The sequence below is a fragment of the Micromonospora sp. NPDC005194 genome, from assembly GCF_040608335.1.
Lineage (GTDB): Bacteria > Actinomycetota > Actinomycetes > Mycobacteriales > Micromonosporaceae > Micromonospora.
Map to the genome: position 1 here is coordinate 17,809 of NZ_JBEXIA010000008.1, position 23,924 is coordinate 41,732.

The 23,924-nt window shown below is 71.7% G+C and carries 24 protein-coding genes, 2 tRNA genes, 1 other RNA gene and 1 pseudogene; 14 read left to right on the forward strand and 14 right to left on the reverse strand.

Features of this window, described 5'->3' with window-relative positions; all coding sequences use genetic code 11:
• Window positions 1-39: 39 nt before the first annotated feature.
• The 3 genes from ABZU53_RS08970 to ABZU53_RS08980 all read left to right on the forward strand — a co-directional run bounded on the left by ABZU53_RS08970 (window position 40) and on the right by ABZU53_RS08980 (window position 3,809).
• The gene (locus ABZU53_RS08970; protein WP_354859335.1) at window positions 40-1,206 is read left to right on the forward strand and encodes a DUF3068 domain-containing protein; all 1,167 of its coding nucleotides are present in this window, start codon (window positions 40-42) and stop codon (window positions 1,204-1,206) included.
• A 383-nt stretch (window positions 1,207-1,589) separates the two neighbouring features.
• Entirely contained in the window at window positions 1,590-2,213 is a 624-nt protein-coding gene (locus ABZU53_RS08975; protein ID WP_354859338.1) for a DUF6230 family protein, read from the forward strand.
• Window positions 2,214-2,288: 75 nt separating this feature from the next.
• Window positions 2,289-3,809, forward strand: a complete 1,521-nt coding sequence (locus tag ABZU53_RS08980) for a DUF6114 domain-containing protein (protein WP_354859340.1) — start codon at window positions 2,289-2,291, stop codon at window positions 3,807-3,809.
• Between the two features lie 82 nt (window positions 3,810-3,891).
• Here the strand turns inward: ABZU53_RS08980 and ABZU53_RS08985 are convergent, their stop codons facing one another.
• Window positions 3,892-5,562, reverse strand: coding sequence for a DUF885 domain-containing protein (locus ABZU53_RS08985; RefSeq protein ID WP_355064822.1), 1,671 nt, complete (start codon window positions 5,560-5,562; stop codon window positions 3,892-3,894).
• A gap of 120 nt (window positions 5,563-5,682) precedes the next feature.
• On the opposite strand from ABZU53_RS08985, the gene ABZU53_RS08990 reads away from it, so the two are divergent.
• Complete coding sequence (locus ABZU53_RS08990; RefSeq protein ID WP_355064824.1) at window positions 5,683-6,672, forward strand: DMT family transporter; 990 nt, start codon at window positions 5,683-5,685, stop codon at window positions 6,670-6,672.
• 18 nt (window positions 6,673-6,690) lie between these two features.
• Here ABZU53_RS08990 and ABZU53_RS08995 read toward each other — a convergent pair whose 3' ends face one another.
• Both ABZU53_RS08995 and ABZU53_RS09000 read right to left on the reverse strand, forming a co-directional pair.
• The gene (locus ABZU53_RS08995; protein WP_355064826.1) at window positions 6,691-7,761 is read right to left on the reverse strand and encodes a PHP domain-containing protein; all 1,071 of its coding nucleotides are present in this window, start codon (window positions 7,759-7,761) and stop codon (window positions 6,691-6,693) included.
• Window positions 7,762-7,790: 29 nt separating this feature from the next.
• Window positions 7,791-8,552 (reverse strand): M23 family metallopeptidase, encoded by a 762-nt coding sequence (locus tag ABZU53_RS09000; RefSeq protein ID WP_354859350.1) that lies wholly within the window; start codon window positions 8,550-8,552, stop codon window positions 7,791-7,793.
• A 62-nt stretch (window positions 8,553-8,614) separates the two neighbouring features.
• Between ABZU53_RS09000 and ABZU53_RS09005 the strand changes: the two genes are divergently transcribed.
• The 4 genes from ABZU53_RS09005 (at window position 8,615) to ABZU53_RS09020 (ending at window position 10,572) form a co-directional block, all read left to right on the forward strand.
• Entirely contained in the window at window positions 8,615-9,004 is a 390-nt protein-coding gene (locus ABZU53_RS09005) for a hypothetical protein (protein WP_355064828.1), read from the forward strand.
• 112 nt (window positions 9,005-9,116) lie between these two features.
• A complete protein-coding gene (locus tag ABZU53_RS09010; RefSeq protein ID WP_167626078.1) occupies window positions 9,117-9,284 on the forward strand; it encodes a hypothetical protein in 168 nt (55 codons plus the stop codon).
• Window positions 9,285-9,401: 117 nt separating this feature from the next.
• Window positions 9,402-9,929, forward strand: a complete 528-nt coding sequence (locus ABZU53_RS09015) for a tRNA adenosine deaminase-associated protein (protein ID WP_355064830.1) — start codon at window positions 9,402-9,404, stop codon at window positions 9,927-9,929.
• Between the two features lie 196 nt (window positions 9,930-10,125).
• Window positions 10,126-10,572: a nucleoside deaminase gene (locus ABZU53_RS09020; protein WP_355065025.1), complete on the forward strand. Its 447-nt coding sequence runs from the start codon at window positions 10,126-10,128 to the stop codon at window positions 10,570-10,572.
• Between the two features lie 151 nt (window positions 10,573-10,723).
• On the opposite strand, the gene deoD is transcribed toward ABZU53_RS09020, so the two are convergent.
• Complete coding sequence (gene deoD / locus ABZU53_RS09025; RefSeq protein ID WP_030328147.1) at window positions 10,724-11,431, reverse strand: purine-nucleoside phosphorylase; 708 nt, start codon at window positions 11,429-11,431, stop codon at window positions 10,724-10,726.
• 75 nt (window positions 11,432-11,506) lie between these two features.
• Between deoD and ABZU53_RS09030 the strand changes: the two genes are divergently transcribed.
• A tRNA-Ser gene (locus tag ABZU53_RS09030) sits at window positions 11,507-11,593 on the forward strand.
• 57 nt (window positions 11,594-11,650) lie between these two features.
• Here ABZU53_RS09030 and ABZU53_RS09035 read toward each other — a convergent pair.
• A pseudogene (locus tag ABZU53_RS09035) lies at window positions 11,651-12,238 on the reverse strand (SDR family oxidoreductase); the annotation flags it as partial.
• An 80-nt stretch (window positions 12,239-12,318) separates the two neighbouring features.
• Here ABZU53_RS09035 and ABZU53_RS09040 point away from each other — a divergent pair.
• Window positions 12,319-12,663 (forward strand): hypothetical protein, encoded by a 345-nt coding sequence (locus ABZU53_RS09040; protein ID WP_355064832.1) that lies wholly within the window; start codon window positions 12,319-12,321, stop codon window positions 12,661-12,663.
• A gap of 4 nt (window positions 12,664-12,667) precedes the next feature.
• Here the strand turns inward: ABZU53_RS09040 and ABZU53_RS09045 are convergent, their stop codons facing one another.
• The 6 genes from ABZU53_RS09045 to ABZU53_RS09070 form a co-directional block, all read right to left on the reverse strand.
• Window positions 12,668-12,805, reverse strand: coding sequence for a hypothetical protein (locus ABZU53_RS09045; protein ID WP_355064834.1), 138 nt, complete (start codon window positions 12,803-12,805; stop codon window positions 12,668-12,670).
• Window positions 12,802-15,231 (reverse strand): hypothetical protein, encoded by a 2,430-nt coding sequence (locus ABZU53_RS09050; RefSeq protein ID WP_355064836.1) that lies wholly within the window; start codon window positions 15,229-15,231, stop codon window positions 12,802-12,804. Before ABZU53_RS09050 ends, ABZU53_RS09045 begins: the two co-directional genes overlap by 4 nt.
• Window positions 15,232-15,389: 158 nt before the next feature.
• Window positions 15,390-15,884 carry a hypothetical protein gene (locus ABZU53_RS09055; RefSeq protein ID WP_355065027.1) on the reverse strand — a complete coding sequence of 165 codons (495 nt, stop codon included), beginning with the start codon at window positions 15,882-15,884 and terminating at the stop codon, window positions 15,390-15,392.
• A 93-nt stretch (window positions 15,885-15,977) separates the two neighbouring features.
• Window positions 15,978-16,532, reverse strand: coding sequence for a hypothetical protein (locus ABZU53_RS09060; protein WP_355064838.1), 555 nt, complete (start codon window positions 16,530-16,532; stop codon window positions 15,978-15,980).
• Between the two features lie 214 nt (window positions 16,533-16,746).
• Window positions 16,747-16,938 (reverse strand): DUF397 domain-containing protein, encoded by a 192-nt coding sequence (locus tag ABZU53_RS09065; protein ID WP_355064839.1) that lies wholly within the window; start codon window positions 16,936-16,938, stop codon window positions 16,747-16,749.
• A complete protein-coding gene (locus ABZU53_RS09070; protein ID WP_355064841.1) occupies window positions 16,929-17,696 on the reverse strand; it encodes a helix-turn-helix transcriptional regulator in 768 nt (255 codons plus the stop codon). The genes ABZU53_RS09065 and ABZU53_RS09070 overlap by 10 nt, the downstream gene beginning before the upstream one ends.
• A gap of 196 nt (window positions 17,697-17,892) precedes the next feature.
• Here ABZU53_RS09070 and ABZU53_RS09075 point away from each other — a divergent pair, with 196 nt between their 5' ends.
• Window positions 17,893-18,135: a flavin reductase gene (locus ABZU53_RS09075; protein ID WP_354856438.1), complete on the forward strand. Its 243-nt coding sequence runs from the start codon at window positions 17,893-17,895 to the stop codon at window positions 18,133-18,135.
• 193 nt (window positions 18,136-18,328) lie between these two features.
• On the opposite strand, the gene ABZU53_RS09080 is transcribed toward ABZU53_RS09075, so the two are convergent.
• Both ABZU53_RS09080 and ABZU53_RS09085 read right to left on the reverse strand, forming a co-directional pair.
• The gene (locus tag ABZU53_RS09080) at window positions 18,329-19,168 is read right to left on the reverse strand and encodes a class I SAM-dependent methyltransferase (RefSeq protein ID WP_355064843.1); all 840 of its coding nucleotides are present in this window, start codon (window positions 19,166-19,168) and stop codon (window positions 18,329-18,331) included.
• A gap of 77 nt (window positions 19,169-19,245) precedes the next feature.
• A tRNA-Ser gene (locus ABZU53_RS09085) sits at window positions 19,246-19,330 on the reverse strand.
• Window positions 19,331-19,412: 82 nt separating this feature from the next.
• On the opposite strand from ABZU53_RS09085, the gene ffs reads away from it, so the two are divergent.
• An RNA gene (ffs, locus tag ABZU53_RS09090) (signal recognition particle sRNA small type) lies at window positions 19,413-19,502 on the forward strand.
• Window positions 19,503-19,691: 189 nt separating this feature from the next.
• Window positions 19,692-22,628 carry a DNA polymerase III subunit gamma and tau gene (locus tag ABZU53_RS09095; RefSeq protein ID WP_355064845.1) on the forward strand — a complete coding sequence of 979 codons (2,937 nt, stop codon included), beginning with the start codon at window positions 19,692-19,694 and terminating at the stop codon, window positions 22,626-22,628.
• A gap of 16 nt (window positions 22,629-22,644) precedes the next feature.
• Here the strand turns inward: ABZU53_RS09095 and ABZU53_RS09100 are convergent, their stop codons facing one another.
• Window positions 22,645-23,337, reverse strand: coding sequence for a DUF998 domain-containing protein (locus ABZU53_RS09100; RefSeq protein ID WP_355064847.1), 693 nt, complete (start codon window positions 23,335-23,337; stop codon window positions 22,645-22,647).
• A 274-nt stretch (window positions 23,338-23,611) separates the two neighbouring features.
• Between ABZU53_RS09100 and ABZU53_RS09105 the strand changes: the two genes are divergently transcribed.
• Window positions 23,612-23,920 carry a YbaB/EbfC family nucleoid-associated protein gene (locus ABZU53_RS09105; protein ID WP_220090758.1) on the forward strand — a complete coding sequence of 103 codons (309 nt, stop codon included), beginning with the start codon at window positions 23,612-23,614 and terminating at the stop codon, window positions 23,918-23,920.
• The last annotated feature ends 4 nt before the right edge of the window (window positions 23,921-23,924 follow it).

Below are 23,924 nucleotides of genomic sequence, written 5' to 3' on the forward strand. Positions count from 1 at the left end.
GATCGATAGCGGCGAAATTAGCTCCTCCAGGGAGGAAACATGAAGCACCGCGCCATAGGTGCCGTGCTGTTCGGTGGCGGCGTACTGCTCCTGGCGTTGGCCGCCGGATTGGTGTTCGTCGTCAAGCCCGCGATGACCAAGCTGCCCTACGATCTGGAGGCGTCGACGTCCGTCGCCGAGGCGAAGGGTGCCACTTTCCTTCAGATCGCCAACGGCGCCATCGCGATCCACCAGGGCGATCTCAAGTCCACCGTCCTGGTCACACCGAACCGCGAGCAGACCGCCAAGCTCAGTGGCGACCTCAAGGGCGACACGGTGGTCTGGACGGTCGGTCAGACCGTCGACCGGACGGACACCAAAGAGCTGGTGAACGCGTACGGCGCCACGCTGGCGCTGGACCGGGTCTCCGGCGCGGCGGTGAACTGGGACGGTCAGTACCTCGACGACACCGGCACCCGGGAGAAGGTGACGTTCGCCGGCCAGGTCTACAAGTTCCCGTTCAACACCGAGAAGCGGAGCTACGACGTCTTCGACCGCGATCTGCGGAAGGCGCTGCCGGCCGAGTTCAAGGGCACGGAGGACGTCAACGGGCTCGAGGCGTACCGGTTCGAGCAGGTGATCACCGACCAGCAGCTGAACCTGGCCTCCGACCGGATGGCCCTGCTGCTGGGTGCCCTCGCCCCCGGTGCGACCCAGGGCAGGATGACCTACAGCAACACCCGGACGCTCTGGGTCGACCCGGTCACCGGGTCGTACGTCAAGGTGCGTGAGGTGCAGAGTAAGGCCCTGGTGCCGGATGTCGGCACCCCGATCTCGCTGCTCAAGGCCGACTTCACCTACAACGACGCCACCATCGAGGCGTCGGTGAAGCGGGCCAACGAGAGCCGTGGCCAGCTCACTATCCTCGGCGTCTACGCCCCGATCGGCGTGGCGGTGCTGGGTCTGGTGCTGATCGTCGTCGGTCTGCTGGTGGCCCGCCGGGGCGGGACCGCGCCGGCGACCGAGGCGCGTCACCGGGCCGACCCGATGCCCACGGGTGACCCGACGCCGACCCGGGTCGACCAGCCGGCGGTGCGGGACGACGAGCGCGAGCGGGAGGGCGGTCCGCTGACCGACGAGATCCCGCCGGCAACGACGAACTGGAAGTCCGAGGATCCGACGGTCCCGTCCCAGCGCTCGACGCCGGGCGGGGTGGAGCAGCGCTGACGCGCGTACGACCGGACGTATGACGAAGGGGTGGGCCGCACTGCGGTCCACCCCTTCGTCATGTCCCGCGACCTGCGCACTTTACATCCGTTACCAGATTGTAATCGGTCTATGCGGCTGTCACTCTCCGTCGCTCTGCCGGGAATGATCACCTGGTTTATACCCTTTTGAAACTCCTCTGTGGTCGATGGTCTCCACATTTCGTGACGGCGCGACACCGCGTGGGCGGCAGTGTGTTACCGCCGGGTAATCAAGGGGTTGTGAGCCGCGCCGCAACGGGTGCACGATCAGGCTCGATCGTTACCCGCCGGTAATAGATGACGGGCCCGGCGTGGGCCGCCGCCGCGAACGGCCGCCGCGCACATCCACCCGAGGAGGAACCCGTGCAGGATCGGTTAGACAATCAGGGTCGTACCCGGTGGCGGCGCTTCGCCGCCATGATGGTGCCCGCCACGGCGGCTGCCGGCGCCATCCTCTTCGGCATGTCGACCGGCGCGATCGCGTCCGACATCACGGTCTCCGGGCAGACGTTCAAGATCGGTGCCGACCGCCTGGAGGGCGACGGCTTCAAGCAGTACGGCGGCATCGTCAAGGAGAAGAGCAAGGACGGCAAGGACGGGCAGGTGCATCCCATCGCGCTCTCCGAGATCAGGAGCGCCGACCTGTACAACCTCTGCCAGTCCGTCCGCGCCGACCTGCCCGGTACGGACGTGGTGCTCACCATCAACGCCGGCGAGGGCAAGCAGCCCGCCCACGCCGAGGACCTGCTGATCGCGATGGACTCGCTCGACGGCAACGCGACGTTCACCAAGATCCAGATTGGTCGGGATGCCACCGACCTGAACCCGACGGCGCAGGAGGGTTCGTTCGGCCAGAACGCCGACCACGTCACCATCACCAACCTGCAGCAGGTGTCCCGGTACACGACCGCGGCAACGTTCAACCTGGTCGGCCTGCGGCTCAAGGTCAACGTGGGCGACGACGCCAAGGGCAAGGAGTGCTTCTGAGCTGAGCGCGGCCCGCGGTGACCGACCCGCCGCGGGCCCGCCCCATCCCCGTCCCCGCTCCGCCAGGAGGAGTACGTGACAACCGCCAACCCGTCCCATGTCCGGCCGAGCAACGCGGCCCAGGCGTGGCGGAGGTTCCGCCGCTGGCGACGGAGCCGGCCGTTCTGGGGCGGCCTTTTCACCATCCTGGCCGGGGTGGAGATGTTCGCCTCCACCCGGATGACCATCAACGGCCTGAGCTTCCACAGCGGAGCCACCGGGCTGCTCTCGCTGCTGATCCCGGTCATCCTGGTGACCTGTGGCCTGCTGCTCTGGTTCACTCCGGCGCAGCGGCTGTTCTACTCGATCGTCGCGGCGGTCACGGCGGTCTACGCGCTCATCGGGCTCAACCTCGGCGGCTTCTTCGTCGGCCTGCTGCTCGGCATCGTCGGCAGCGCGCTCGCCTTCGCCTGGACGCCGACCCGACCGGCGTCCGCCGCCCCTGACCCGGCCGCTACCGAGCCGACCGCCACCGAGCGGTCTGCCAGCGACCCGACCGCCGCTGACCCGGCTGTCGTCGAGCCGGCGGGCACGGGTGAGGCGCCGCAGCACCCGGACGAGCACCGACCCGAGCGGGGCGCCGACTCCGCACCGGCCGGGATCGCCCCGGCCGACGCGACCGACGGCCGGACCGGCTCTGTGGCGGACCCCGACGCGGGCGCGTCCGGCCGTGCCGTTGATCCGCGTACCTTCGGTGTCGCCCTGGTGGTGCTCGGCCTCGCCACCGCCGGCCTGGCCGCCCAGCCACGGCCGGTGCAGGCCGCCCCGACCCTCCCCGCCGCGACCGTCTGCCCCACCCGGCCGGCGACTCCATCGCCCACTCCGAGCGCGCCGACCGCCACACCGGCACCGAGCGCGAGCCCGCACCGGGACGGCAACGTCGTCACCGACATCCTGGACGGGATCGGTGACCTGCTCACCGGCGGCCACCGCCGCGACGCCGCGACACCGTCGACAAGCCCGACCGCCACGCCCTCGGCGAAGCCGACCGCCACACCGACGGCCCGTCCCGGGTCCACGGCCTGCCCGGCCCCAGGCCGGCCGGGCCGACCGGGCGCGACGACGCCGGGTTCGGCGAAACCCGGCAGCGTGGAGCCGGGCAAGCCGCTGCCGCGCATCGCCGACGACCCGACCCTGCCCAGGGTGGCGCAGACACCGTCCAAGCTCACCGGGTCCTCGGTCCGGATGACCGAGCTGCGGTTCGAAGGCGTCACCGAACTGGACACCGAGAAGGGGCACCTCAAGGTCCTGAAGTTCAGCATGCGGGAGGCGGTGACCGAGGACTTCCTGCTGCAGGCCGACGGCCCGCAGGGGCGCAGTCAGCGGTACGCGACCGACCGGCTGACCGTCAGCGGAGACGTGGCCTTCTACGCCACCCGGTTCGTCGGCCGCCTGCTCGGCATCAAGATCACGCTGACTCCGGACCTGCCGCTGCCGAACGGCCTCCCGGTCACCTCACCCATCCCGATCACGTTCACCGACCCCGTCATCGACCTGGCGTACGTCACCAGCAACACCCTGACGGCGAGGCCAGCGCTGGCCCTCACCCTCGCCTGAGTGGTGGGTGGTCGACCGGACCGGGCGCGGACGCGACGGGTGCCGGCGGCCGGCCCGCCGGCACCCGGAGTCGTCGACGGGCTCAGAGCCGGGCCAGCGCCTTACGCAGCGGGTCGAGGCCCAGCGCGCCCAGGTCCAACGCCTGCCGGTGGAACTCCCGCAGGTCGAAGTCGGCGCCCTTGCGGGCCTTGGCGTCCTCGCGGGCCTGCAACCAGATCCGCTCACCCACCTTGTACGACGGCGCCTGCCCCGGCCAGCCCAGGTAGCGGTTCAGCTCGAAGCGCAGGTTCTCGTCCGGCACCCGGCAGTGCGCCCGCATGAACTCCCAGCCCAGCTCGGGCGTCCACCGCTCGCCCGGGTGGAAGCCGAACGGGTTGTCCTTCGGGATTTCCAACTCCAGGTGCATGCCGATGTCGACGATCACCCGGGCGGCGCGCATCGCCTGGCCGTCGAGCATGCCCAGCTTGTCGCCCGGGTCCTCCAGGTAACCCAGCTCGTCCATCAGCCGCTCCGAGTAGAGCGCCCAACCCTCGCCGTGCCCGGAGACCCAGCAGAGCAGCCGCTGCCAGCGGTTGAGCAGGTCGGCCCGGACGGCGGTCTGCGCCACCTGAAGGTGGTGACCGGGCACGCCCTCGTGGTAGACCGTCGTCACCTCCCGCCAGGTGGAGAAGTCGGTGATGCCCTGCGGCACCGCCCACCACATCCGACCCGGCCGGGAGAAGTCCTCGCTCGGGCCGGTGTAGTAGATGGCTCCGTCGCTGGTCGGCGCGAGGCAGCACTCGATCCGGCGGACCTGCTCCGGAATGTCGAAGTGGGTGCCGTGCAGCTCGGCGATGGCCTTGTCGGCGAGCGCCTGCATCCAGTCGCGGAACGCCTCCTTGCCCCGGATGGTCCGGGCCGGGTCGGCGTCCAGCGTGGCCACCGCCTCGTCGACCGTCGCGCCCGAGCCGGCGATGCGCCCGGCCACGACCCGCATCTCCGCCTCCAGGCGGGCCAGCTCCGCGAAGCCCCAGGCGTACGTCTCGTCCAGGTCGACCTTCGCGCCGAGGAAGTACTGCGAGGCGAGTTCGTAGCGCTCCCGGCCGGCGGCCTGCTTGTCCCGACCGTGCGGGGCCAGCTCGGCCCGCAGGAACTGGCCGAACTCGGCGGTCGCCGCGGTGGCCGCCGCCGCGCCCCGGCGCAGCTCGGCGCCGAGCGTGCCGTCCGCGCCCAGTCGTTCGACCAGGCCGTGGAAGAAGTTGTCCCCGGTCGGGTCGGTCCAGGTGTCGCACTGCTTGGCCACCTCGACGAGCTGCACCTTCGAGCTGACCCGCCCGTCGGCGAGCGCCTCGCGCAGCGTGGTCTTGTAACCCTCCAGCGCGCCGGCCAGGCCGTTGAGCCGGGCGGCGATGTTGGCCTGGTCGTCGGCCGTCGCGGTCGGCATCAGGTCGAACACCATGCGGACCTCGTGCAGCCCGCTCTCGATCACGCTGATCTCGCTCGTCGTCTCGCCGGCCTCGTAGCGGGCCAGGTCGAGGCCGAGCCGTTCCTGCATGGCCTCCTTGGCGGTGCGTTCCGCCTCGGTGTCCGGCTCGGTCACCTCAAGCTCGGCGAGTGTGCGGCGGGTGAGGTCGGCCTTGGCCTGGTAACCGTCGGGGGAGAGGTCGTCGAGCTGGTCGTCATGGCCGGCGATGCCGACGTAGGTCGCGCCGGTGGGGCTCAACGGCGCCCACTCGGCCACGTAGCGGTTGGCGAGTTCATCAATTCGTCCCACAGTGCGACACTACGTGACCACCCCGCCTGGATGTCGACGACGTTTGTCGTGTTCAGGTGCCAGATCCAGAGGGCGGAAAGCCGCGGGACTTTGTCGTACCCGTCCGGCAGACTGTCAGGAGTGACCACCGACATCGCTCCTGACAAGGCGCCGTTGCGTGCCTGGCTGCCGGGCTTCTTCGCCCTCGCCGCCATCTGGGGTTCCAGCTTCCTGTTCATCAAGGTCGGCGTGGCCGAGCTGCACCCCGTCCAGCTGACCCTCTACCGCGTCGTCGCCGGCGCGCTGACCCTGCTTGTCGTCCTCGCGGTGCTGCGCGACCGACTGCCGCGCGAGCCCCGCGTGTGGGCGCACCTCTTCGTCGTCGCCGCGTTCGGCGTGGCCGTGCCGTTCACCCTCTTCGGTTACGGTGAGCAGCGGGTCGAGTCGATGCTCGCCGGCATCTGGAACGCGACGACGCCGCTGATCGTGCTGCCGCTCGCGGTGCTGGTGTTCCGCACCGAGCGGTTGACCGTGCGCCGCGCGATCGGCCTCGGGCTGGGCTTCCTCGGCGTGCTCGTGGTGCTCGGGGTCTGGGAGGGCATCGGCGGGGCGCACTTCGTCGGGCAGTTGATGTGCTTCGGCGCGGCCGCCTGCTACGGCGTCGCCATCCCGTACCAGAAGCGGTTCGTGGCTGGCAGCGCGCACTCCGGCCTGTCGCTGTCCACGGCGCAGTTGCTGCTCGCCGCCGTCCAGCTCGCCGTCGTCACGCCGTTCGTCGCGGGTGCGCCGCCGTTGCCCACCGAGCTGTCGCCGAAGGTGGTGGCCAGTGTGCTGACCCTCGGTGCGCTCGGCACCGGGCTCGCCTTCGTCATCAACATGCGCAACATCCGGGTGGCCGGTGCGAGCACCGCCTCCACCGTCACGTACCTGATTCCGATCTTCGCGGTGCTGATCGGCGCCGTGGTGCTCGACGAGCGGCTCAACTGGCACCAGCCGGTCGGCGCGCTCATCGTGCTGCTGGGGGTCGCGGTCGCGCAGGGCCTGTTCGGCCGTCGCAAGCCTCGCCCGGTGGTCGGCGTCGGCGCGCCCGCCGCGCCCGCCGCGCCCGCCGCCGAACCCGCCCGTAGGTGACCCCGACCGGGCCGCTGGTCAGGCCCGGCCGTGTGTCCACTCCACCAGTTGCTCGGCCGACCAGGTGTTGACCACCCGGTCGGCCGGGACGCCGCAGCGGGTCGCCCGCTCGCAGCCGAAGCGCTGCCAGTCGAGCTGACCGGGCGCGTGCGCGTCCGTGTTGATCGCGAAGCGGCAGCCCGCCTCCAGGGCACGACGGATCAGCCGCTTCGGCGGGTCCTGCCGCTCCGGCCGAGAGTTGATCTCAACGGCGGTGTCGTGCTCCGCGCAGGCGGCGAAGACCGCGTCCGCGTCGAAGTCGCTCTCGTTCCTGGTCCGCGCCCGGTGCCCCCGATCACCCGGGCCGGTCACCCCCGCCGGCCGGGACGACACCATCCGCCCGGTGACGTGACCGAGAATGTCCAGGTGCGGGTTGGCGACCGCCGCCAGCATCCGCCGGGTCATCTTGGCCCGCTCGTCCTTGAGGCCGCTGTGCACCGAGCCGACCACCACGTCCAGCCGGGCCAGCAGCTCGTCGTCCTGATCGAGTGAGCCGTCGGCGAGGATGTCCACCTCGATCCCGGTCAGGATCCGGAAGCCCTCGGGCAGCGCCGCGTTGACCTGCGCCACGTGGTCGAGCTGCCGGCGCAGCCGCTCGGCGGTCAGCCCCCGCGCCACCGTTAGTCGGGGCGAGTGGTCGGTCAGCACCAGGTACTCGTGGCCCAGCTCAACCGCGGCCAGCGCCATCTCCTCGATCGGGGAGCCGCCGTCAGACCAGTCCGAGTGGGTGTGGCAGTCGCCGCGCAGGGCGGCGCGCAGCGCCGTGGCCTCGGCGTCCAGGTCGCTGCCCTCGGTCGCCACCAGCCGGCGCAGATAGACCGGTTCCTCGCCGGCCAGGGACTCCGCCACGCAGCGGGCCGTCACGTCTCCCACGCCCGCCAGCTCGGTGAGCGTGCCGTTGCCGGCCCGCTCGGCCACCTCGGCCGTCGGGAGGCCGGCCAGCGCCTTCGCCGCCGAACGGAACGCCCGCACCCGGTAGGTGGCCTCGTTCGCACGCTCCAGCAGGAACGCGATCCGGCGCAGGTCGGCAATGGGGTCCCGGGCGCTCATCCCACCGAACCTAGTGCGTACGAGCCGCGTCAGGGAGCCTTCGGGCAGCCGTGTTCGCGCTGCCACGCGGTCACCTCGGCGGCGGGTTCCCGGTTGCCGCCGCGCCGCCACGAGTCCAGGTAGCGCGCCGGCCAGAGCACACCGCGCCGGATCCACCACCCGTCCTTGCCGGTGCACGGCGGCGAGATGCCGAAGTGCACGTGACAGACGTTGTTCGCGTTGCCGGTGCGGCCCACCTTGCCGAGCTGCTGCCCGGCACGGACCCGAACCCCCGCCTCGATGCCGGCGCCGACCACGCTCAGGTGCGAGCCGTAGTAGCGCACCCCGTCGTCGCCGAGCAGCGACACCGACAGGCCGCCGTTGTCCGGGCCCTGCGGCCCACTCTTGGAGTACCGGTCGACACGACTCACCTCCAGGACCTTGCCGTCGGTCACCGCCACGAACGGCTCACCGCAGTCGGCGAACACGTCCGTCGCCGGGTACGCCCCGTGCGTCGTGTGGTAGTCCACGTTGTCGGCGCGTACCGGAAAGACGTGCCGGAGCCCGGCGCGGGGTGCGGTCGGCGACGGCCTGGCCGACGACGGCGTCGGGCTGGCCGGGCGGGTCGTCGGCGTGGCCGTCGGCGCCGCCGGCTGCTCACCGGTCGCCCAGACCGCCGACGGCGACGCCGCGGCGCCATCCGGCGGCACCCCCGGCCGGGTGGTCGCGCAGCCGGCGGCCAGCACCGGGGCGAGCAGCAGCAGGATCGGGTACGCCGGACGCACGCGGCGACCGATCGTCGGCGAGGGCATTCGGTCATCCTGACAGACCGGTACCGTGGGCACGAGCGACGCGCGTGAGGGGAGGGCAGCCGATGACCATCGCCCGACCCGACCCCGTCCCGGATCCCGGGCCCGCCCGCCCGGCGTCGCGTACCCCGTCGGGGCTCTTTCCGGCCGGGCCGCCGACCAGACCCACCTACCGCGAACCCCACCCGGTGACCGGCGGCGGTGTCGCCGCCGGCGGCGGCGCGGCGGCTGCCTGGCTGCTGCTGTTCGGGATGCTGGGCACCGACGTCGCCAGGTACGCGTGGTGGACGGTGGTGGCCGGCCTGCTGGCCTGGCTGACGGCTCTGGTGCTGGTCCGCTACGGCGATCGCGGCGTGGCCACCGGGGTGGCCATCGTCACCGCCGGTGGTTGGAGCATCGCCGCCGCCGTGGTGGCGGTCCGCTGGGCGACCAGCGGTGACTGGCCGCTGTGGTGAGCGTGTTCCGACCGGCCCGGATTCGGGGGCGGACGACTGCGCCGCGTGCCCGGTTGGCTGCGTAGCGAACGCCGTCTTGACGTGGCTGTCGAGACTCGGCACCCTCGGCACTATGGCCTGGACCACCCCGCGGCAGGACCCGGATCGCAACCGCCGCCGCCTCCAGTTGCTCGCCGAGTTGGCGGGCGCTCGGGCGGTACGCCAGCGCAGCCGGCCGCAGCGACAGCGCACCGAGCGTCTGCGCCAGCTCATCGCCACCCGCCGTCGGGTAGCCGGCTGATCCGACTTTGTCAGGTTTGGCTGGCGTCTCGGGGCGTTGACCGGTCGCCTGCCGATCCGACCGGCTAACGTGCACCCTTGACGAGTCGGCGCTGTGCCGAGGGCTTTTGGGGGAACCGTGTCGTACTTCGCTGCGGCCGTGGTGCGTGACGACAGTGGCTGGACCGCCGCCGAGGTCAGCCTGCGGGGCGCCACCGACATCGATGAGGTCGCCGACCGGCTGCGCGACGTCGACCAGGAAGCCGACGTGTCGCTGCTGTTCGTCGAGGCCGACGATGCGTACCTGGTGATCCTGCGTCTCGACGAGGGCGAGGATCTGCGGGTGTTCGGCTCGGACTCGGCGTTCGCCGAGGAGTCCCGGCTGGGTCAGCTGCTGGTCGGTGACCTGAAGACGTCCGTGACCGGGCTGGACGGCGACGACGAGCCCCGCCTGGCCGCCGGCGGCGACGACGAGAGCGAGCAGCCCGCCGTCGATCCGGAGGCCGATCCGGTGGGCGACGCCGACCTGCTGGCCAACCTGGGCATCTCGGCGCAGAAGCTGCTGACGCTCTGCGGCACCGAGGGGATGCTGCCGGCGGACGTCACCGCCGAGATCTGTGAGGTGCTCGGATGTGCCGACGAGGTCGAGGAGTTGCGTGAGGTCTGACCCCGCCGGGTCGGCAGCACGCGGTGGGATCGTTCCGGCGGGTGGCGCGGAGCCGGCCGACGCCACCGATCCGCTGTTGGAGGCGATCCGGCCGGGGCAGCCGACGCCCGGCGCGGTGGGTCGAGCCGGGCCAGGCGCGCATGAGGAGCTGGCCGACCCGGGTGACCTCGGCCGGCGGCAGCGGCACGAGCTGTGGATGCGCCGGGCCCTGGAGGTCGCCGTCACCGGCCCGACGGTCGACGACGCGGGCCCGGCCGACGTGGACGACGTGCCGGTGGGCGCGGTGCTCTACGGTCCGGACGGCACCGAGCTGACGATCGGGCGCAACGAGCGGGAGTTGACCGGCGACCCCACCGCCCACGCCGAGGTGCTGGCCCTGCGCCGGGGCGCCGAGCGCGTCGGTCGGTGGCGACTGGACGGCTGCACCCTGGTGGTCACCCTGGAGCCGTGCACCATGTGCGCGGGCGCGCTGGTGCTGGCCCGGATCTCCACCGTCGTCTTCGGCGCCTGGGAGCCCAAGACCGGCGCCGCCGGCTCCCTGTGGGACGTCCTGCGCGACCGCCGGCTCAACCACCGCCCCGAGGTCTACGGCGGCGTGTTGGAGACCGAGACCGCCGCCGTCCTGCGCGCCTTCTTTCGCTGAGGCTGCCGCGCCCCCGTCCGCTGTTTCGGCCGCCGGCTGGACGTCGCGCGGCCGGGGGAGGCCGCGCGCCAATGAGCCGTATGACTCAGAGGAATATTTATGACTCTGAGTCATACGGCTCTCGGCAGTGACACCGCCCCGCCGGGACGGATCAGGCGATGATCGTGTCGAGCGCGATCTCGACCATCTGGCTGAAGGTCTGCTCGCGCTCCTCCGAGGTGGTCTTCTCTCCGGTCTTGATGTGGTCGCTGACGGTCAGCACGGTCAGCGCGCGGGCCTTGAACCGGGCGGCGATCGTGTAGAGCGCCGCTGACTCCATCTCCACCGCCAGCACGCCGTAGTCGGCGAGCGTGTCGTAGAGGTCCGGCCGGTCGGTGTAGAAGGCGTCCGCCGCCAGGATCGGTCCGACGTGCATGCTGATGCCGCGCCGCTCGGCCACCTCGACCGAGGTACGCAGCAGCCCGAAGTCGGCCACCGGGGCGTAGTCGATCAGCCCGTCGAAGCGCATCCGGTTCATGTTCGAGTCGGTGGACGAACCGATCGCCGCGACCACGTCGCGCAGTTGCAGGTCGGTGCTGAGGGCGCCGCAGGAACCGACTCGGATCAGCGTCTTCACGCCGTACTCGTTGATCAGTTCGTGGGCGTAGATGGAGGCGGACGGCATGCCCATGCCGGAGCCTTGGACCGAGACCTCGACGCCGTTCCAGCGGCCGGTGAAGCCCAGCATGCCGCGAACCGTCGAGTAGCAGGTGGCGCCCTCGAGGTAGGTCTCCGCGATCCACTTGGCCCGCAGGGGGTCACCCGGCATCAGGACCCGCTCGGCGATCTCGCCCGGCTTCGCGCCGATGTGCGTACTCATGGCAAAGATCCTGCCAGGCCGGCCCGAGCGATACCGGTTCGGCGTCCGAACCGGCGGTCCTGTACCCTCGTCGGCGGTGGCGTGTCCGAGCGGCCTAAGGAGCACGCCTCGAAAGCGTGTGAGGGTTAACGCCCTCCGAGGGTTCAAATCCCTCCGCCACCGCTCGTGAAATGCAGAAACGCCCGGTCGATCCGTGAGGATCGACCGGGCGTTTTCGCGTCAGAGCTGCTGCTGGCCGCCGTCGACGAACAGCTCGCCGCCGGTCATGAAGCTGCTCTGGTCGGAGGCGAGGAAGAGCGCGGCGTTGGCGATCTCGTCCGGGTGGGCCATCCTGCCCATGGGCACGCCGGAGGCGATGCCCTTCAGCAGCCCGGGGGCCTCCTCGGGGCTGGCCGCCAGGCCCGCGAGGCCGGGGGTTTCGGTCGAGCCGGGCACCAGGGTGTTGACGCGGATCTTCCGGCCCATCAGCTCGGCGGCCCAGGTGCGGCCGAACGAGCGGATGGCGGCCTTGGAGGCGGCGTAGACGCTGAACGCCGGAATGCCGCTGACCGCCGACGTCGAGCCGGTCAGCACGACCGAGGCACCCTCGTTGAGCAGGGGCAGCGCCTTCTGCACGGTGAAGATGGTGCCGTAGACGTTGGTGTCGAAGGTGTTGGCGACGTGCTCGACCGTGATCGAGTCGAGCGGGCGGAACTCGCCGCTGCCGGCGTTGGCGAACACCACGTCCAGCCCCGCGCCGCGCTCCTCGATCGCCCGCATCACCCGGTCCAGGTCGTCGAGGTTGCCGACGTCGCTGACGATGCCTGTCGCGTTGGCGGCGGAACGCTTTCGCCCAACCCACCGCGTACGAGGTCGTCGCCACTCTGCTGCGCGAGAACGTGCTCGCCGTGACCCGGCCCGACCGGCCGGCCGGCTGCCTGTCGATCCAGGGCGGCACCGCCTGCTCCGGCGAGAACGCCGCGGTCGCCGGGTTCCTCGCCAGCAGCCGCCTGGCCGGTGAGCTGGCTCTCGCCGACCGGTTCACCCGCGCCGTGGCCGAAGGCGACCTACCCGCCGACGCCGATCCGGCCGCGCTCGCCCGCTTCGTCATGAGCGTCACCGAGGGGCAGGCGATACACGCCGCCGCCGGGGTCGCGCGGGAGGACCTGCGTCAGACGGCGGAGATCGCGCTCGCCGGCTTCGCCGCCGTGTCCGGGGCGCGGCCCCCCGCATCCGCGGACAACCCGGCCTGAACGGTCACGGTCGGACGAGCACCGCCACCCCGTCGAGGAGCCGTTGCAGCCCGAACTCGAAGAGGCTGTCGACGTTGAGGTCGATTGCCGACCGGCGGGCCAGCCCTCCAATGTGGTGGAGGGCCGGCCCGCCGCCCGTCACGCAGTTGGGGCGGTGCCGTCCCGGTGGGTCAAGCGGTACGAGGCATCGACGGCATCCGTCTCCAGGATCACCGTCACCGGACCGGCGGGCAGGGTGCAGGTGATCGTCCGTTCGACGGCCGAGCTGCCGGGGCCGCAGTACCGGATGCCCTGGCTGTCGAAGACCGACATGCGGGCGTCACCGGAGCCGGCGGTACGCGTCCACGTGAAGCTCTCCCGGCTGGCGCGCTGGTCGGCCGGTACTGTGTAACAGACCGCGAAGTGGTCCGCTCCGGTGTTCACCGTTGCGCCGGCCGCGTCCCCCGGCAGGACCGGGCAGGCCGGCGGCCCGTCGGTCCGGGCGAAGCCCACGGCGTACGAGCTGGTGGGGGATCCCTCATCCGCGGTGAGCAGCACGGAGAAGGGTGCCTCGCCGGTCAGCTCACAGCTGTACTGACGCAGCGAGGAGTAGTCGCACACCTGCTCGCCGGCGGCGTTCAGCACGCTGATCTCCGGTGAGGTCGCGGCCGTCACGTCCCCGGCCAGCAGCTCGGCGACGTGGGCCCCCGCCGGACTGGGCAGCTGGAGGCAGTTGTGCTGCCCAGCGGCGTCGAACCCGCCCCGGTGCGGGGCGTCCTGCCAGCCGGTGTCGGACACCGGCGTGCAATCCGACGGCTTCCACGGCAGCAGCGCGACGGCGTAGCGGAAGTCAGTGTCGATCACCGTGCCGGTTACGCCCCCGCTGAGGACCATCGTGTACTTCCCCGCCGCGGGGACCTCGCACCAGGTGTCGGTGCAGACCTTGATTCCGGCTGAGTCGTAGACGGTGGCGTACGACCGGTAGTTCTCCCCGTCCACCGCCGTGACCCGGTACACCCCTGCGCTGGGAAGGTCCAGGGTCCGGCAGCGGATGCCGCCGAGGGCGCCGGCCGGTGCCGAGTTGTACGTGCCCGGGGTGATGGTCGGGCAACCGACCGCGTCGGAGAGTCGACGGACCTGGACCTTGTACGTGAGGTCCACGCTGTCGGCGTCCCAGTTCGCCAGGTAGGAGACGACGCGGTAGGTCCCGGTAAAGGGCAGTACGCACCCGTCCTGCTCCGACCAGTCGGTACACAGCACCGCACCCTGCTCGTCGACGATCGAGGAGGAGACGTCGTTGTACCGGTCCGGGGCCCGGTAGACCATGACCCGCTCTCCGGCCTCGCCGTGGAACGGCTGGCAGTTGGTCTGCACCGCCGAGGTCTGGTGCACCGTCAGGGCCGGCTGGTCCCAGTTGAGTCCGGTGGGGGCGGCGCAACCTTCGGTCTGGTCGAGGCGGGCTGCCGCCACCCGATAGGTGACCGGCTCCCAGTTCCAGTTCTGCGCCACCAGCGTGTAGGCGCCGGCTGCCGGTACCGCGCAGGACCGCGAGGAGTCGTACTCCGTGCACACCACCTGTCCGGCGTCGTCGTACAGCCGCCAGTCGAGGTACTGGTTCGCGTACTGGTCCAAGCGGACGATCAGTCGGCCCGGAGTGGTGACCCGCAGCGACTGGCAGCCGATCCCCTGGTTCGGTGGCACGGTGCCGGTCCCGACCGCCGCGCCCGGGTCTCCGAACGCGGTCAGCGGCAGCGCCGGGCAGCCGACCGACTGCGAGATCCGGGGCATCTTGAGGGTGTAGGGGGCCTTGTTGCCGTAGGTCTCCTCCAGGAACAGCCGGTACGGTCCGGCCTCGCGGAGGGTGCACTCGGTGGGGTAGCGCACCGAGCAGACCGGCTGGAACTGGGCGTCCAGGATGTTGCCCTGGATGTCCTCGACGCCGCCCGGGTCGGCGAGGTGCAGGACCGTGCCGGTGGGCTGCTTGAAGGTGAAGCAGCGGGCGGCAAGGCCGACGGGCAGCGTGCCGCTGCGACCGGCGGAGGCGAAGGAGAAGAAGCTCGCGGGCAGGCTGACGCAGGTGGACGGGGTCCGCATCGACTCGGCCGACAGCGAATAGGCGCCCTTGCCGGTCCCGTAGTCGAGCGTCACCGTGACCGTGTAGGTGCCGGCAGCGCCGAGCTTGCACTCGGTGAGGTACGGACCGACGTAGCAGATGGTGGTGCCATCGCCGCCCTTGACCTGTGCGCCGACACCGTCACCGGAGACCTCGCGGAGCCGGATGAACAGGGTGTCCTGGTCAACCGTCGAGGTGATCGTCCACTTCTGCTGTGCGGCGCCGGCGATCGACGCGCAGTTCTTGACCTGGCCCAGCGGGAGATGGCCGCCGCAGGCGGCCGAGAGGCCAACGACAGTCGTCGGACCCGCGGTGGCCCGGCCGGGGGCGGGAGTCGTGGGTGCTGGCTTCGAGGGTGCGGTGACGGCGGGCGGTTGCTCGGTCGTCAGTGTCGGTCGCGGCGACGGCTGGGCCGTCGGGGCGGCGGTGGCGGGGCCGGCCAGCAGGCCCGCCCCCGTGAGGCTCAGGGCCGCCACGGCGGCCCACCTTGCGAGGTGTCTCCACCATGGATCGGACGCGTTTGTACGCACGATGTCCCCCCGTGTTGTGTCGCGCGATCTGCGCGAGCGAGGGGATAGTTTCACGATGGTCGATCGCGGACAATCGGCTTGTCGGGTCGGACGGGGCGGGTCGTTCAGCAGGGGGCCGCGCCCTCGTCGAAGAGGCGGCGGGCCCAGTCGGCGTACCCGGCGATGGTTTTTCGGACCGTGCGCCCGTCGTGCAGGAACAGGTACGCGCGGTCGCCGCTGCGGGCGAGCAGTCCGTCGAGCCGATGCGTCCCCTGTGGAGCGGGCAGCCGCGTGACGGACGGGTAGCGGGCCCAGACCTCGTCGATCGGCGAGCCGGCGGTGATGCCCTCCGGTGTGCGCATCGGGTCACCGACCCACAGCAGCACCAGTCTGTCCTCGATGAAGACCGGGCTGACCGTGTCGTGGCCGGTGAGCACGGGCCCGCAGGCGTCCTGGTCGGTACGCAGGACGCCCCGGCGGGTCAGCTCGGCCTCGGTGTCGCCAAACTCGATGTTGCGCAGGCCGTTCAGGTCGATGATCTCGACGTTGCCGGCGGGCCGGTGCGGTGGCATCGGGCCGGGTGGTGGCGTCCCGCTGCCCGCGATCGAGGCAGCAGTCAGCAGCATGGCAATAAACGCTAATTGTCGCAATTTCATGGAATCCCCCAGTCCCCCAACGGGACGGGGCCGCTCAGGTTGCTGGCCAGCGCCGGATTACTGGTTTTCCCACTGTTCGACCAGCTCGTCCCAGTAGTCGGCGCTGAGTCGCCGCCGGCCGTGCGCCAGCCAGCCGTCGGTGTTGCGCTCCAGATGCAACCCCACCTCGGCGAACGGGTCGATCCACGCGCCCCGCTCGACGCCGAGCTGAACCAGCGCCGCGTTGATCGGCCACTTTTCGCGCGGCGCGTCGAGGACGTCGTCGAAGCTTGGACCCCAGGACAGGGCGCCGCCCAGCCACACCGCCGCCGACTGGTGGCCGACGCCACCGCCGAACTCGGCCTCCACGTACGCCACCGGCCCCGACCGCGACCAGCGGGCCAGCAGGTCGGCCAGCGCCGGCGACAGCACCAGCTCGAACGGGTGCGCGGTGCTGCGGTCGTCGGTCGCGTAATCCGGCAGCGAACCGGTCAACTCCACCACCAACTGCGGGGTGATCGGCAGCAGCGCGAAATCCTGCCGCAGCTCGCCGAGGACCGCGTGATCCAGCTCGGCGGTCTGCTCGCGGAGCAGGTCCACGTCCGCGACCACCGCGCTGAGCTGGTAACCCATCGAACCCTCCGCCGTCCACAGCCTGTGGATAGAACATGTGTACGACGGTTCTCCGGGTGCCGCCGGTCCCTGGAACGGTACCGGTGTTGCCGGTGATCCGAAGCGGTCAGACCCGTTCCGGCGGCACCGCGACGGCCGCGCAGATCTTGGACAGTTTCCGTTCGGCGCGAACGGAAACTGTCCAAGATCTGCGGCGGTGAGCCCTCTGCGGGCGTCAGGCGCGGCGGGCGAGCTGGGTGACGAACGCGCGCCAGGCCGTCGGCGCGAAGGCGAGCGCCGGGCCGCTCGGGTCCTTGGAATCCCGTACGCCGATCACGCCGGGCAGGTTGTCGGCGACCTCGACACACGCGCCGCCGTTGCCGCTGCTGCGGCTGCTCTTGCGCCACCGGGCGCCGTTCAGCTCCATGTCTCCGCCACTTCCGTCATCAGATCGACCGACTGCCAGTGCGACAGCGCCTCGCCGCGCACGTTCTCCCATGCCGCCATCATGGCCGCGATGTCGTCGGGGTCGCTAGCCACTTGTCCCTGAAGCTGGTTGTCCAGGTAGCCGGCGACCCGATGGTCGTGGCTGTGCGCGATCACGAACGGCCCGTTGAGGCCGGCGTACGCGCCGACCGCGCTGGGCACCACGTGCACCCGGATGTGCGGCTCCGCGCAGGCGGCGACCACGGCCAGCAGTTGCTCGCGCATGGTCGCCCGGCCGCCCACTGGCCGGCGGAGGATCGCCTCGTCGATGACGGCCGTGAACTGAGGCGGGTCGTCCCGCTTCAGCACGCCCTGCCGGTTGAGCCGCACGGTGAGGTGCCGCTCGATTTCGCTCGGCGGGATCAGACCCGCGCCGCCGAGGACCGCGCGGGCGTACGCCTCGGTCTGGAGCAGCCCCGGCAGGACCGTCGATTCGAACCAGCGCAGCGACACCGCCTCGCGCTCGATCTCCTGCCACGGACGAAACCAGATGGGGTCACGACGTCTTGAAGTGTCCGGCCAGATGTCCGACACGTCCTTGTGGAGGGCTTCCGCTGCCGCGAACCGGTGCCGAGGATGCGGGATGCGGCCCTCGGTCAGCCAGCGCGCCACGGTCTTCGGGTCGACGCCGACGGTCTCGGCGAGCGATTCGGTGGTGTGCCCGGTGTCGTTCAGTGCCACCCGCAGCGCGTCGTTCACGGCCCCTCCATCGGATGTCTCGAATATCTGAGAACCATATAGCTACGCCCTGTATCTGCCCGGTGACGCGCCCGAGGGTGGTTGCAGAAGACGGCGTGGCCGGTGGAGGCGCAGCAACCCGGCGGTCGGCGTCAGTCCGGGGTCGCCCCGACGCGGAGGCGGGGTGACTCCCTCCACCAGCGAAGGAGGCTGACTCTTGCCCCGCCGTCGCCACCGGAACCACCTGCCGATCCGACCCACCTGGCGATGTCAGGCGTGCGGCATCGCCTGGCCCTGCTCGCCAGCGAAACTGCGACTGCTCGGGGAGTACCGGCAGGACCGGCTGGCGTTGACCATCTACCTGGCGACGCTCCAGGCCGAGGCCGGTGAACACCTCCGGGACGTCGACCCGGCCCGGCTCACCGAGCGCTTCTTCTCCTGGACTCGCGCCCGGGGGTGAGAGTCTGGGCACGGTACGCGCCGCCGTGGACCTCTGCCGGCCCGCCGACGGGAGGTCCGGCGGGCGGTCTGGCTCCAGATCTTGGACAATTTCCGTTAGCTCCGAACGGAAACTGTCCAAGATCTCGTCGTTTCGGCGCGCGGGCCAGCCGCGCCAGCCCTCGAAGACGCGGCCGCAAAGCTCGCTCCGCCGGTCAGGGTCGCCAGATCACGATGTCGATGTCGCGTCGTCGCTCGGCGAAGCGGCCGTCCCGCGCCGTCGCCGTCAACAGCTCGCGCAGGTCGGCCTCGAACGCGGGCCGCCGATCGCCGAACAGGTGCGGTGCCGAACTGGACAGCGAGAACACCGCCGAGACGACCTCATCTACCGACCGTTTTACGACCATCCCCTGCTCGACAGTCAGTCGGGTGGGACCGGAGAAGCCCGCCGCCAGCATGATCTCCCCCTCGCCCCCGGGGGTGCCGGAGGGCAGTGCTCCCTGACCGGCCCGGCGAATTGGCCCCAGGTAGCGCGCGACCAGCTCGGTGATCTGCGGCCAGGGCGGTCGCGGGTAGGGCAACCTGTCGTCGTTTCCGGTCACGCCCTGATGAGTGGTGGCGCTGACGTGGACCCAGGCCCCGTCGGGCGCGAGCATGTCGCGGACTCGCCGGGCCACCAACGGCCGGTCCATCCAGTGGAACGACTGGGCGAACGTCGCCACCCGGAACGTACCCAGGTCGGCCGGCAGAGCCTCGGCGCGCAGGTGCCGCCACTCGACGGCGGTGGCCCCCGACTCGGCGGCTCTGCGCTGCGCCTCGGCGAGCATGTCCCGGTCGGGGTCGACCCCCACCGCCGCCTCGAACAGCGGCGCCAGCAGCAGCGTCAACGACCCGGGGCCACACCCGACGTCCAGGAGGCGACCGGTGCCATCCAGGTCGAGCGCCGTACGGATGGCGTCGACGAGTTCGGGCGGATAGGGCAGCCGGCCCACGCTGTAGTGGTGCGCGCTGCCCGCGTACAACGTCTCGTCCCACTCCCACGCGGTCTCGGCCATGGCGTCGATGAGACCACAGCAGGAACGCCCAGCCGACCTGTTATCGGTCTGCTGGGCGTTTCTGCTGCTCAGGCGAGCGGAGGATACGAGATTCGAACTCGTGAGGGTGTAAACCCAACACGCTTTCCAAGCGTGCGCCCTAGGCCTCTAGGCGAATCCTCCGCGAGCCAGGATACAGGCCCTTGCCGGCCGGGCCACCCCACCACCCCCTGAAGATCGACGAGCCGTCGGGTAGGGTTGGCGTCACCTCCCGTGCGGCGGTATCTCGTGAACCTCCCCAGGGCCGGAAGGCAGCAAGGATAAGCGAGCTCTGCCGGGTGCACGGGAGGCCTTTTTGTCTCCGGGGCCTTGATCCACTCCAGGTCGCCGATGTGGGGCTGTTCTGGGCCGTGGATACCGCCACGTCGCCGAGATGGAGTCGATCAAGCGCGGCAACCCGGGGTAACCCAAGCTGCCCGGCGGGGTGGGTGGTCACCCGCGCCCGACCGGCGCAGAATGGCTCGGTCGAGAGGAGGCGGGACGAGTGACGCTGGCGCTCTACCGCAAGTACCGGCCACGTACCTTCGCCGAGGTCATCGGGCAGGAGCACGTCACCGAGCCGTTGTCGCAGGCGTTGCGCAGCGGCCGGCTCAACCACGCCTACCTCTTCTCCGGCCCCCGTGGCTGCGGCAAGACGTCCAGCGCCCGGATCCTGGCCCGCTCGCTCAACTGCGAGCAGGGCCCCACCCCCGAGCCGTGCGGCAAGTGTGAGTCGTGCCGCTCGCTCGCCATCGACGGCGCCGGCTCCATCGACGTGATCGAGATCGACGCGGCCAGCCACGGTGGTGTCGACGACGCCCGTGAGCTGCGCGAGCGCGCGTTCTTCGCGCCAGCCAGCAGCCGCTTCAAGATCTACGTGATCGACGAGGCGCACATGGTCTCGACCCAGGGCTTCAACGCCCTGCTCAAGCTCGTCGAGGAGCCCCCGGAGTACGTCAAGTTCATCTTCGCCACCACCGAGCCGGAGAAGGTCCTCGGCACGATCCGGTCGCGGACCCACCACTACCCGTTCCGGCTGATCCCGCCGAAGATCCTCCGCCCGTACCTGGAGCAGCTCACTCAGGCCGAGGGCGTCGCCGTCGAGCCGGCGGTCTTCCCGCTGGTGGTTCGCGCCGGTGGCGGCAGCGCCCGGGACAGCCTCTCCGTGCTCGACCAACTCATCGCCGGCGCCGGCCCGGAGGGCGTCAGCTACGCCCGCGCCGCCGCGCTGCTCGGGGTCACCGACGCCGCGTTGATCGACGAGATGTGCGACGCGCTGGCCGCCGGTGACGGCGCCGCCGCGTACGCCACCGTCGACCGGGTCGCCGAGGCCGGGCACGACCCGCGCCGGTTCGCCTCCGACCTGCTGGAACGGCTGCGCGACCTGATCGTGATCCAGCAGGTGCCGGACGCCGCCGCGAAGGGCCTCATCGACGGCCCCGCCGACCAGATCGAGCGGATGGCCGCCCAGGCGTCCCAGCTCGGCCCGGCCACGCTCTCCCGCTGCGCCGACATCGTGCACGACGGCCTGGTGGAGATGCGCGGCACCACCGCGCCCCGCCTGCTGCTGGAGCTGATCTGCGCCCGGATGCTGCTGCCCGGCGTGGACGACTCCGCTGGCGGCCTCCTCCAGCGCCTCGAACGGATGGAACGCCGGCTCACCCTGGGCGGCACCGACGCGCCGTCGGCCGCCGCCGGTTCCGCGTCAGCAGCCCAGCAAGGGGTACGCCCACAGCACGCCCCTCCGGTCCCGGCTGCCGCCACCCCGGCACCCGCCAATGCCCCGACCTCAGCACCGCCGTGGGACGTCGACCCGACCGCGTCCCCGACCCCGGGCGCGCGGGCCGCAGACACTGCGGGCTCGGGCGTTGTGGGTTCGGGCGTTGTGGGTTCGGGTGCTGCGGGCTCGGGCGCTCGCGTTCCCGGCGTACCGGCCGCGCACGCGCCCTCGGGGGCCGACTCACCGATTCCGGCCTCGCCCGGTGCGTCGGCCGTCGCCGCGTCGACCTCCACTGATCCGGCCGCTGCACCCGTCTCGCCGGCCCCGCGTCGCGTGGTGCCGCCGTCGGCCGTGCTGCCCGACCCGGCGACACCCGTGCCGCCTCGCCCCGGTGCGCCGGCCGCCGCGCTGGACGCGGTGGCCGTTCGCCGGGCCTGGCCCGACGTGGTCGGCAAGGTCAACCGGACCAACAAGCGGATCGCCGCCCTCATGCGCGACGCGGTGGTGCGGGAACTCGACGGCGACATGCTGGTGCTGACGGTGAAGTCCACCGTGCTGGCCAAGATGATGGCCGACCACTCGGCGGTGCTCACCGACGCGCTCTACGAGGAGCTGGGCGGACGCTGGCAGATCCGCTGCGAGGTGGCCGGCGAGCGGGGTGGCGTGTCGCTGTCCGGCCCACCGCGCTCCCAGCCGGCCGCGCCGCCCCGCCCGACCGCTGCCGCGCCGGCACCGACCGCGCCGACCTCGGCCGCTCCGACCGCTGCCGCGCAGCCGTCCGCGCCGGCCGCTGCCGTGCCGGCCGCTGCCGCCCAGCCGTTCGCGCCGACCCCGACCGCTCCGACCTCTGCCGCGCAGCCGACCGCGCCGACCCAGGCCGCGCCGACCGCGGTTGCGCCGACGTCGGCCTCGGTTGCCGCGCCGGCCGCTGCCGCCGCGTCGCCTGCTTCGGCGGATGTCCGACCTGCCCCCACGAACACATCGCCCAACGTGTCTCCGGCCTCGACGAACACGGCCGCCGCGGCTGGCTCGACGAACACCCCGGCGGCTGCGACACCTGACGACGAGGACGACTGGCCGGAGGCTGCGCGCCCCGGTGGCAATGCTCCCGCCGCCCAGGCGACGGATGACGACGACTGGCCGGAGGCCGCCCGGCCGGGCGGTACCGCCGTGGACGACCGCGACTCCGCCTCGGGCGGCTCCTCCGCACCCGTGTCGACCAGCGTGAACGGCGCCGACGCGGCCCACACCAGATCGAACGGCGCGGCGAACGGTGCCGGCCCGGGGGCGAACGGTGGCGGCTCCGGCGGCTCCGGCGCCGTGACCGGTCAGCCGGACGCACGGGCGGCCAACCCGACGCCGGCGGCCCGGCAGCCGGCGGCAGCCGGTGGCGCACCGGTGAGCAGCGCCATCGCCGCCGCACGAGCGGCGGCGGCGGGGCGCGGCGCGCGTACCGCATCGGCGGCCCGGCCCGTCGCGGACGCCGAATGGGCGGGCGAACCGCCTTACGACCCGGACTTCGACGGCCCGCAGCGCGGTAGGCGCCCGGGTGGCGCGGCACCGGCGGCGGTACCGACCTACGAGGGGTTCGACCCGGGCGACGAACCGTTGGACGAGGTCATCGACGAGAAGACCGCCCGGGAGTCGAGCGAGGAGCAGGCGGTACGGCTGCTCCGGGAGACCTTCGGCGCCGAGAAGATCGACGAGGTGGACGCCCGCTGACGCCCTGCCCCGTCGATCATGAAGTGGTGTGGCTCTCGGCCGACACCGCGGCCTCCTGAGCGACGGGGCCGGGCGGGGTTTCGGCGAGCAGGGCGCCCAGGCAGCAGGCCCACACGGGGAAGGGCAGCACTGCTACGCGTTCCATACCGCCCACTCCGATCCCGAAACCCTGCTGGGCGAAGAACAGCACGGTCCCCGCAAGCGCGGTCAACCCGGCGGCAAGGGTGAGCGCTCGCCACCGGCCGAGCACCGTGGTGTGCGGCGCGAAGCCGGCGAGGAGCAGCCCGACGTTGCCCAGTCCCATGATCAGGAATGCGCCGAGGACGTGCAGGTTCTCGTCGACGTCGGCCGGGTAGCGGGCCGCCAGGGCGTACCCGCCGGCTGCCAGCAACAGCAGCGTCTGCGCGGAGCGCACCACCGCGCCGCGACCGAGCAACCGCCAGGTCAGCAGGAGCCCGGCGGCGAGCAGCACGGCCGTGGCCAGTGTCGCGGCGTTCATCAACGGGTGCCAGGGGGAGCAGACGTACCGGGGTCGGGTGGTGTCCCAGATGCCGCAGTGGACGTTGCCGAGGTCGCTGATGTTGTGGCTGGCCCAGCTGTAGGCCGGCCCGCGCCAGCGCAGGCCGGCGACCAGGCTGGCGACGAGGAAGACCGGTGCGGCGATCACCCAGCACAGTGCGCCGACCCGGCCCGCGGGGTTGAGGTTCATGCTGTCGAGCAGACCAGCGCGGTGGGTGCCGACGCACTACCCCCAGATGGCCGGTTCGGGGTGGTGCCAGCCATACCTCGCAGGTCGTTCGGGCGGGCGGCTCGTCGACGGCTGTGAACCGGGTCATCCCCGGTCCGCGTGGAGGAGCCGGCATGGCCCGGCGTGGGCGGACGCACCGGGCGGGGCGGGGTCGGTCCCAGCGGTTAGGCTGGTCGGCGGCCGAGCAGACGAGTGCGAGAAGGAGCCATCCGTGCGCCCAGGTGGACAGCCGAACATGCAGCAGATGCTGAAGCAGGCGCAGAAGATGCAGCAGCAGATCGCCGCCGCCCAGGCCGAGCTGGCCGAGGCCGAGCTGACCGGCACGGCCGGCGGAGGGCTGGTCACCGCGACCGTCTCCGGCTCCGGTGACCTGAAGGCCATCAAGATCGACCCGAAGGCCGTCGACCCGGACGACGTGGAAACCCTCGAAGACCTGGTGGTCGCGGCCGTGCACAACGCCGCCGAGGCCGCGCGCGAGTTGACCGAGCGCAAGATGGGTCCGGTCGCCGGCGGCATGGGCGGCCTCGGCCTGCCCGGTTTCTGAGCCG

What these genes read in the sequence shown, in the direction of transcription:
- ABZU53_RS09005 (WP_355064828.1), top strand. Translation starts at nt 8,615, where the DNA reads ATGACCATCGCCCGACCCGACCCCGTCCCGGATCCCGGGCCCGCCCGC.
- ABZU53_RS09105 (WP_220090758.1), top strand. Translation starts at nt 23,612, where the DNA reads ATGCAGCAGATGCTGAAGCAGGCGCAGAAGATGCAGCAGCAGATCGCC.
- ABZU53_RS09010 (WP_167626078.1), top strand. Translation starts at nt 9,117, where the DNA reads ATGGCCTGGACCACCCCGCGGCAGGACCCGGATCGCAACCGCCGCCGC.
- ABZU53_RS09060 (WP_355064838.1), bottom strand. Translation starts at nt 16,532, where the DNA reads ATGGGTTACCAGCTCAGCGCGGTGGTCGCGGACGTGGACCTGCTCCGC.
- ABZU53_RS08995 (WP_355064826.1), bottom strand. Translation starts at nt 7,761, where the DNA reads ATGAGCGCCCGGGACCCCATTGCCGACCTGCGCCGGATCGCGTTCCTG.
- ABZU53_RS09065 (WP_355064839.1), bottom strand. Translation starts at nt 16,938, where the DNA reads ATGGAGCTGAACGGCGCCCGGTGGCGCAAGAGCAGCCGCAGCAGCGGC.
- ABZU53_RS09080 (WP_355064843.1), bottom strand. Translation starts at nt 19,168, where the DNA reads ATGGCCGAGACCGCGTGGGAGTGGGACGAGACGTTGTACGCGGGCAGC.
- ABZU53_RS09020 (WP_355065025.1), top strand. Translation starts at nt 10,126, where the DNA reads ATGCGCCGGGCCCTGGAGGTCGCCGTCACCGGCCCGACGGTCGACGAC.
- deoD (WP_030328147.1), bottom strand. Translation starts at nt 11,431, where the DNA reads ATGAGTACGCACATCGGCGCGAAGCCGGGCGAGATCGCCGAGCGGGTC.
- ABZU53_RS09000 (WP_354859350.1), bottom strand. Translation starts at nt 8,552, where the DNA reads ATGCCCTCGCCGACGATCGGTCGCCGCGTGCGTCCGGCGTACCCGATC.
- ABZU53_RS08970 (WP_354859335.1), top strand. Translation starts at nt 40, where the DNA reads ATGAAGCACCGCGCCATAGGTGCCGTGCTGTTCGGTGGCGGCGTACTG.
- ABZU53_RS09100 (WP_355064847.1), bottom strand. Translation starts at nt 23,337, where the DNA reads ATGAACCTCAACCCCGCGGGCCGGGTCGGCGCACTGTGCTGGGTGATC.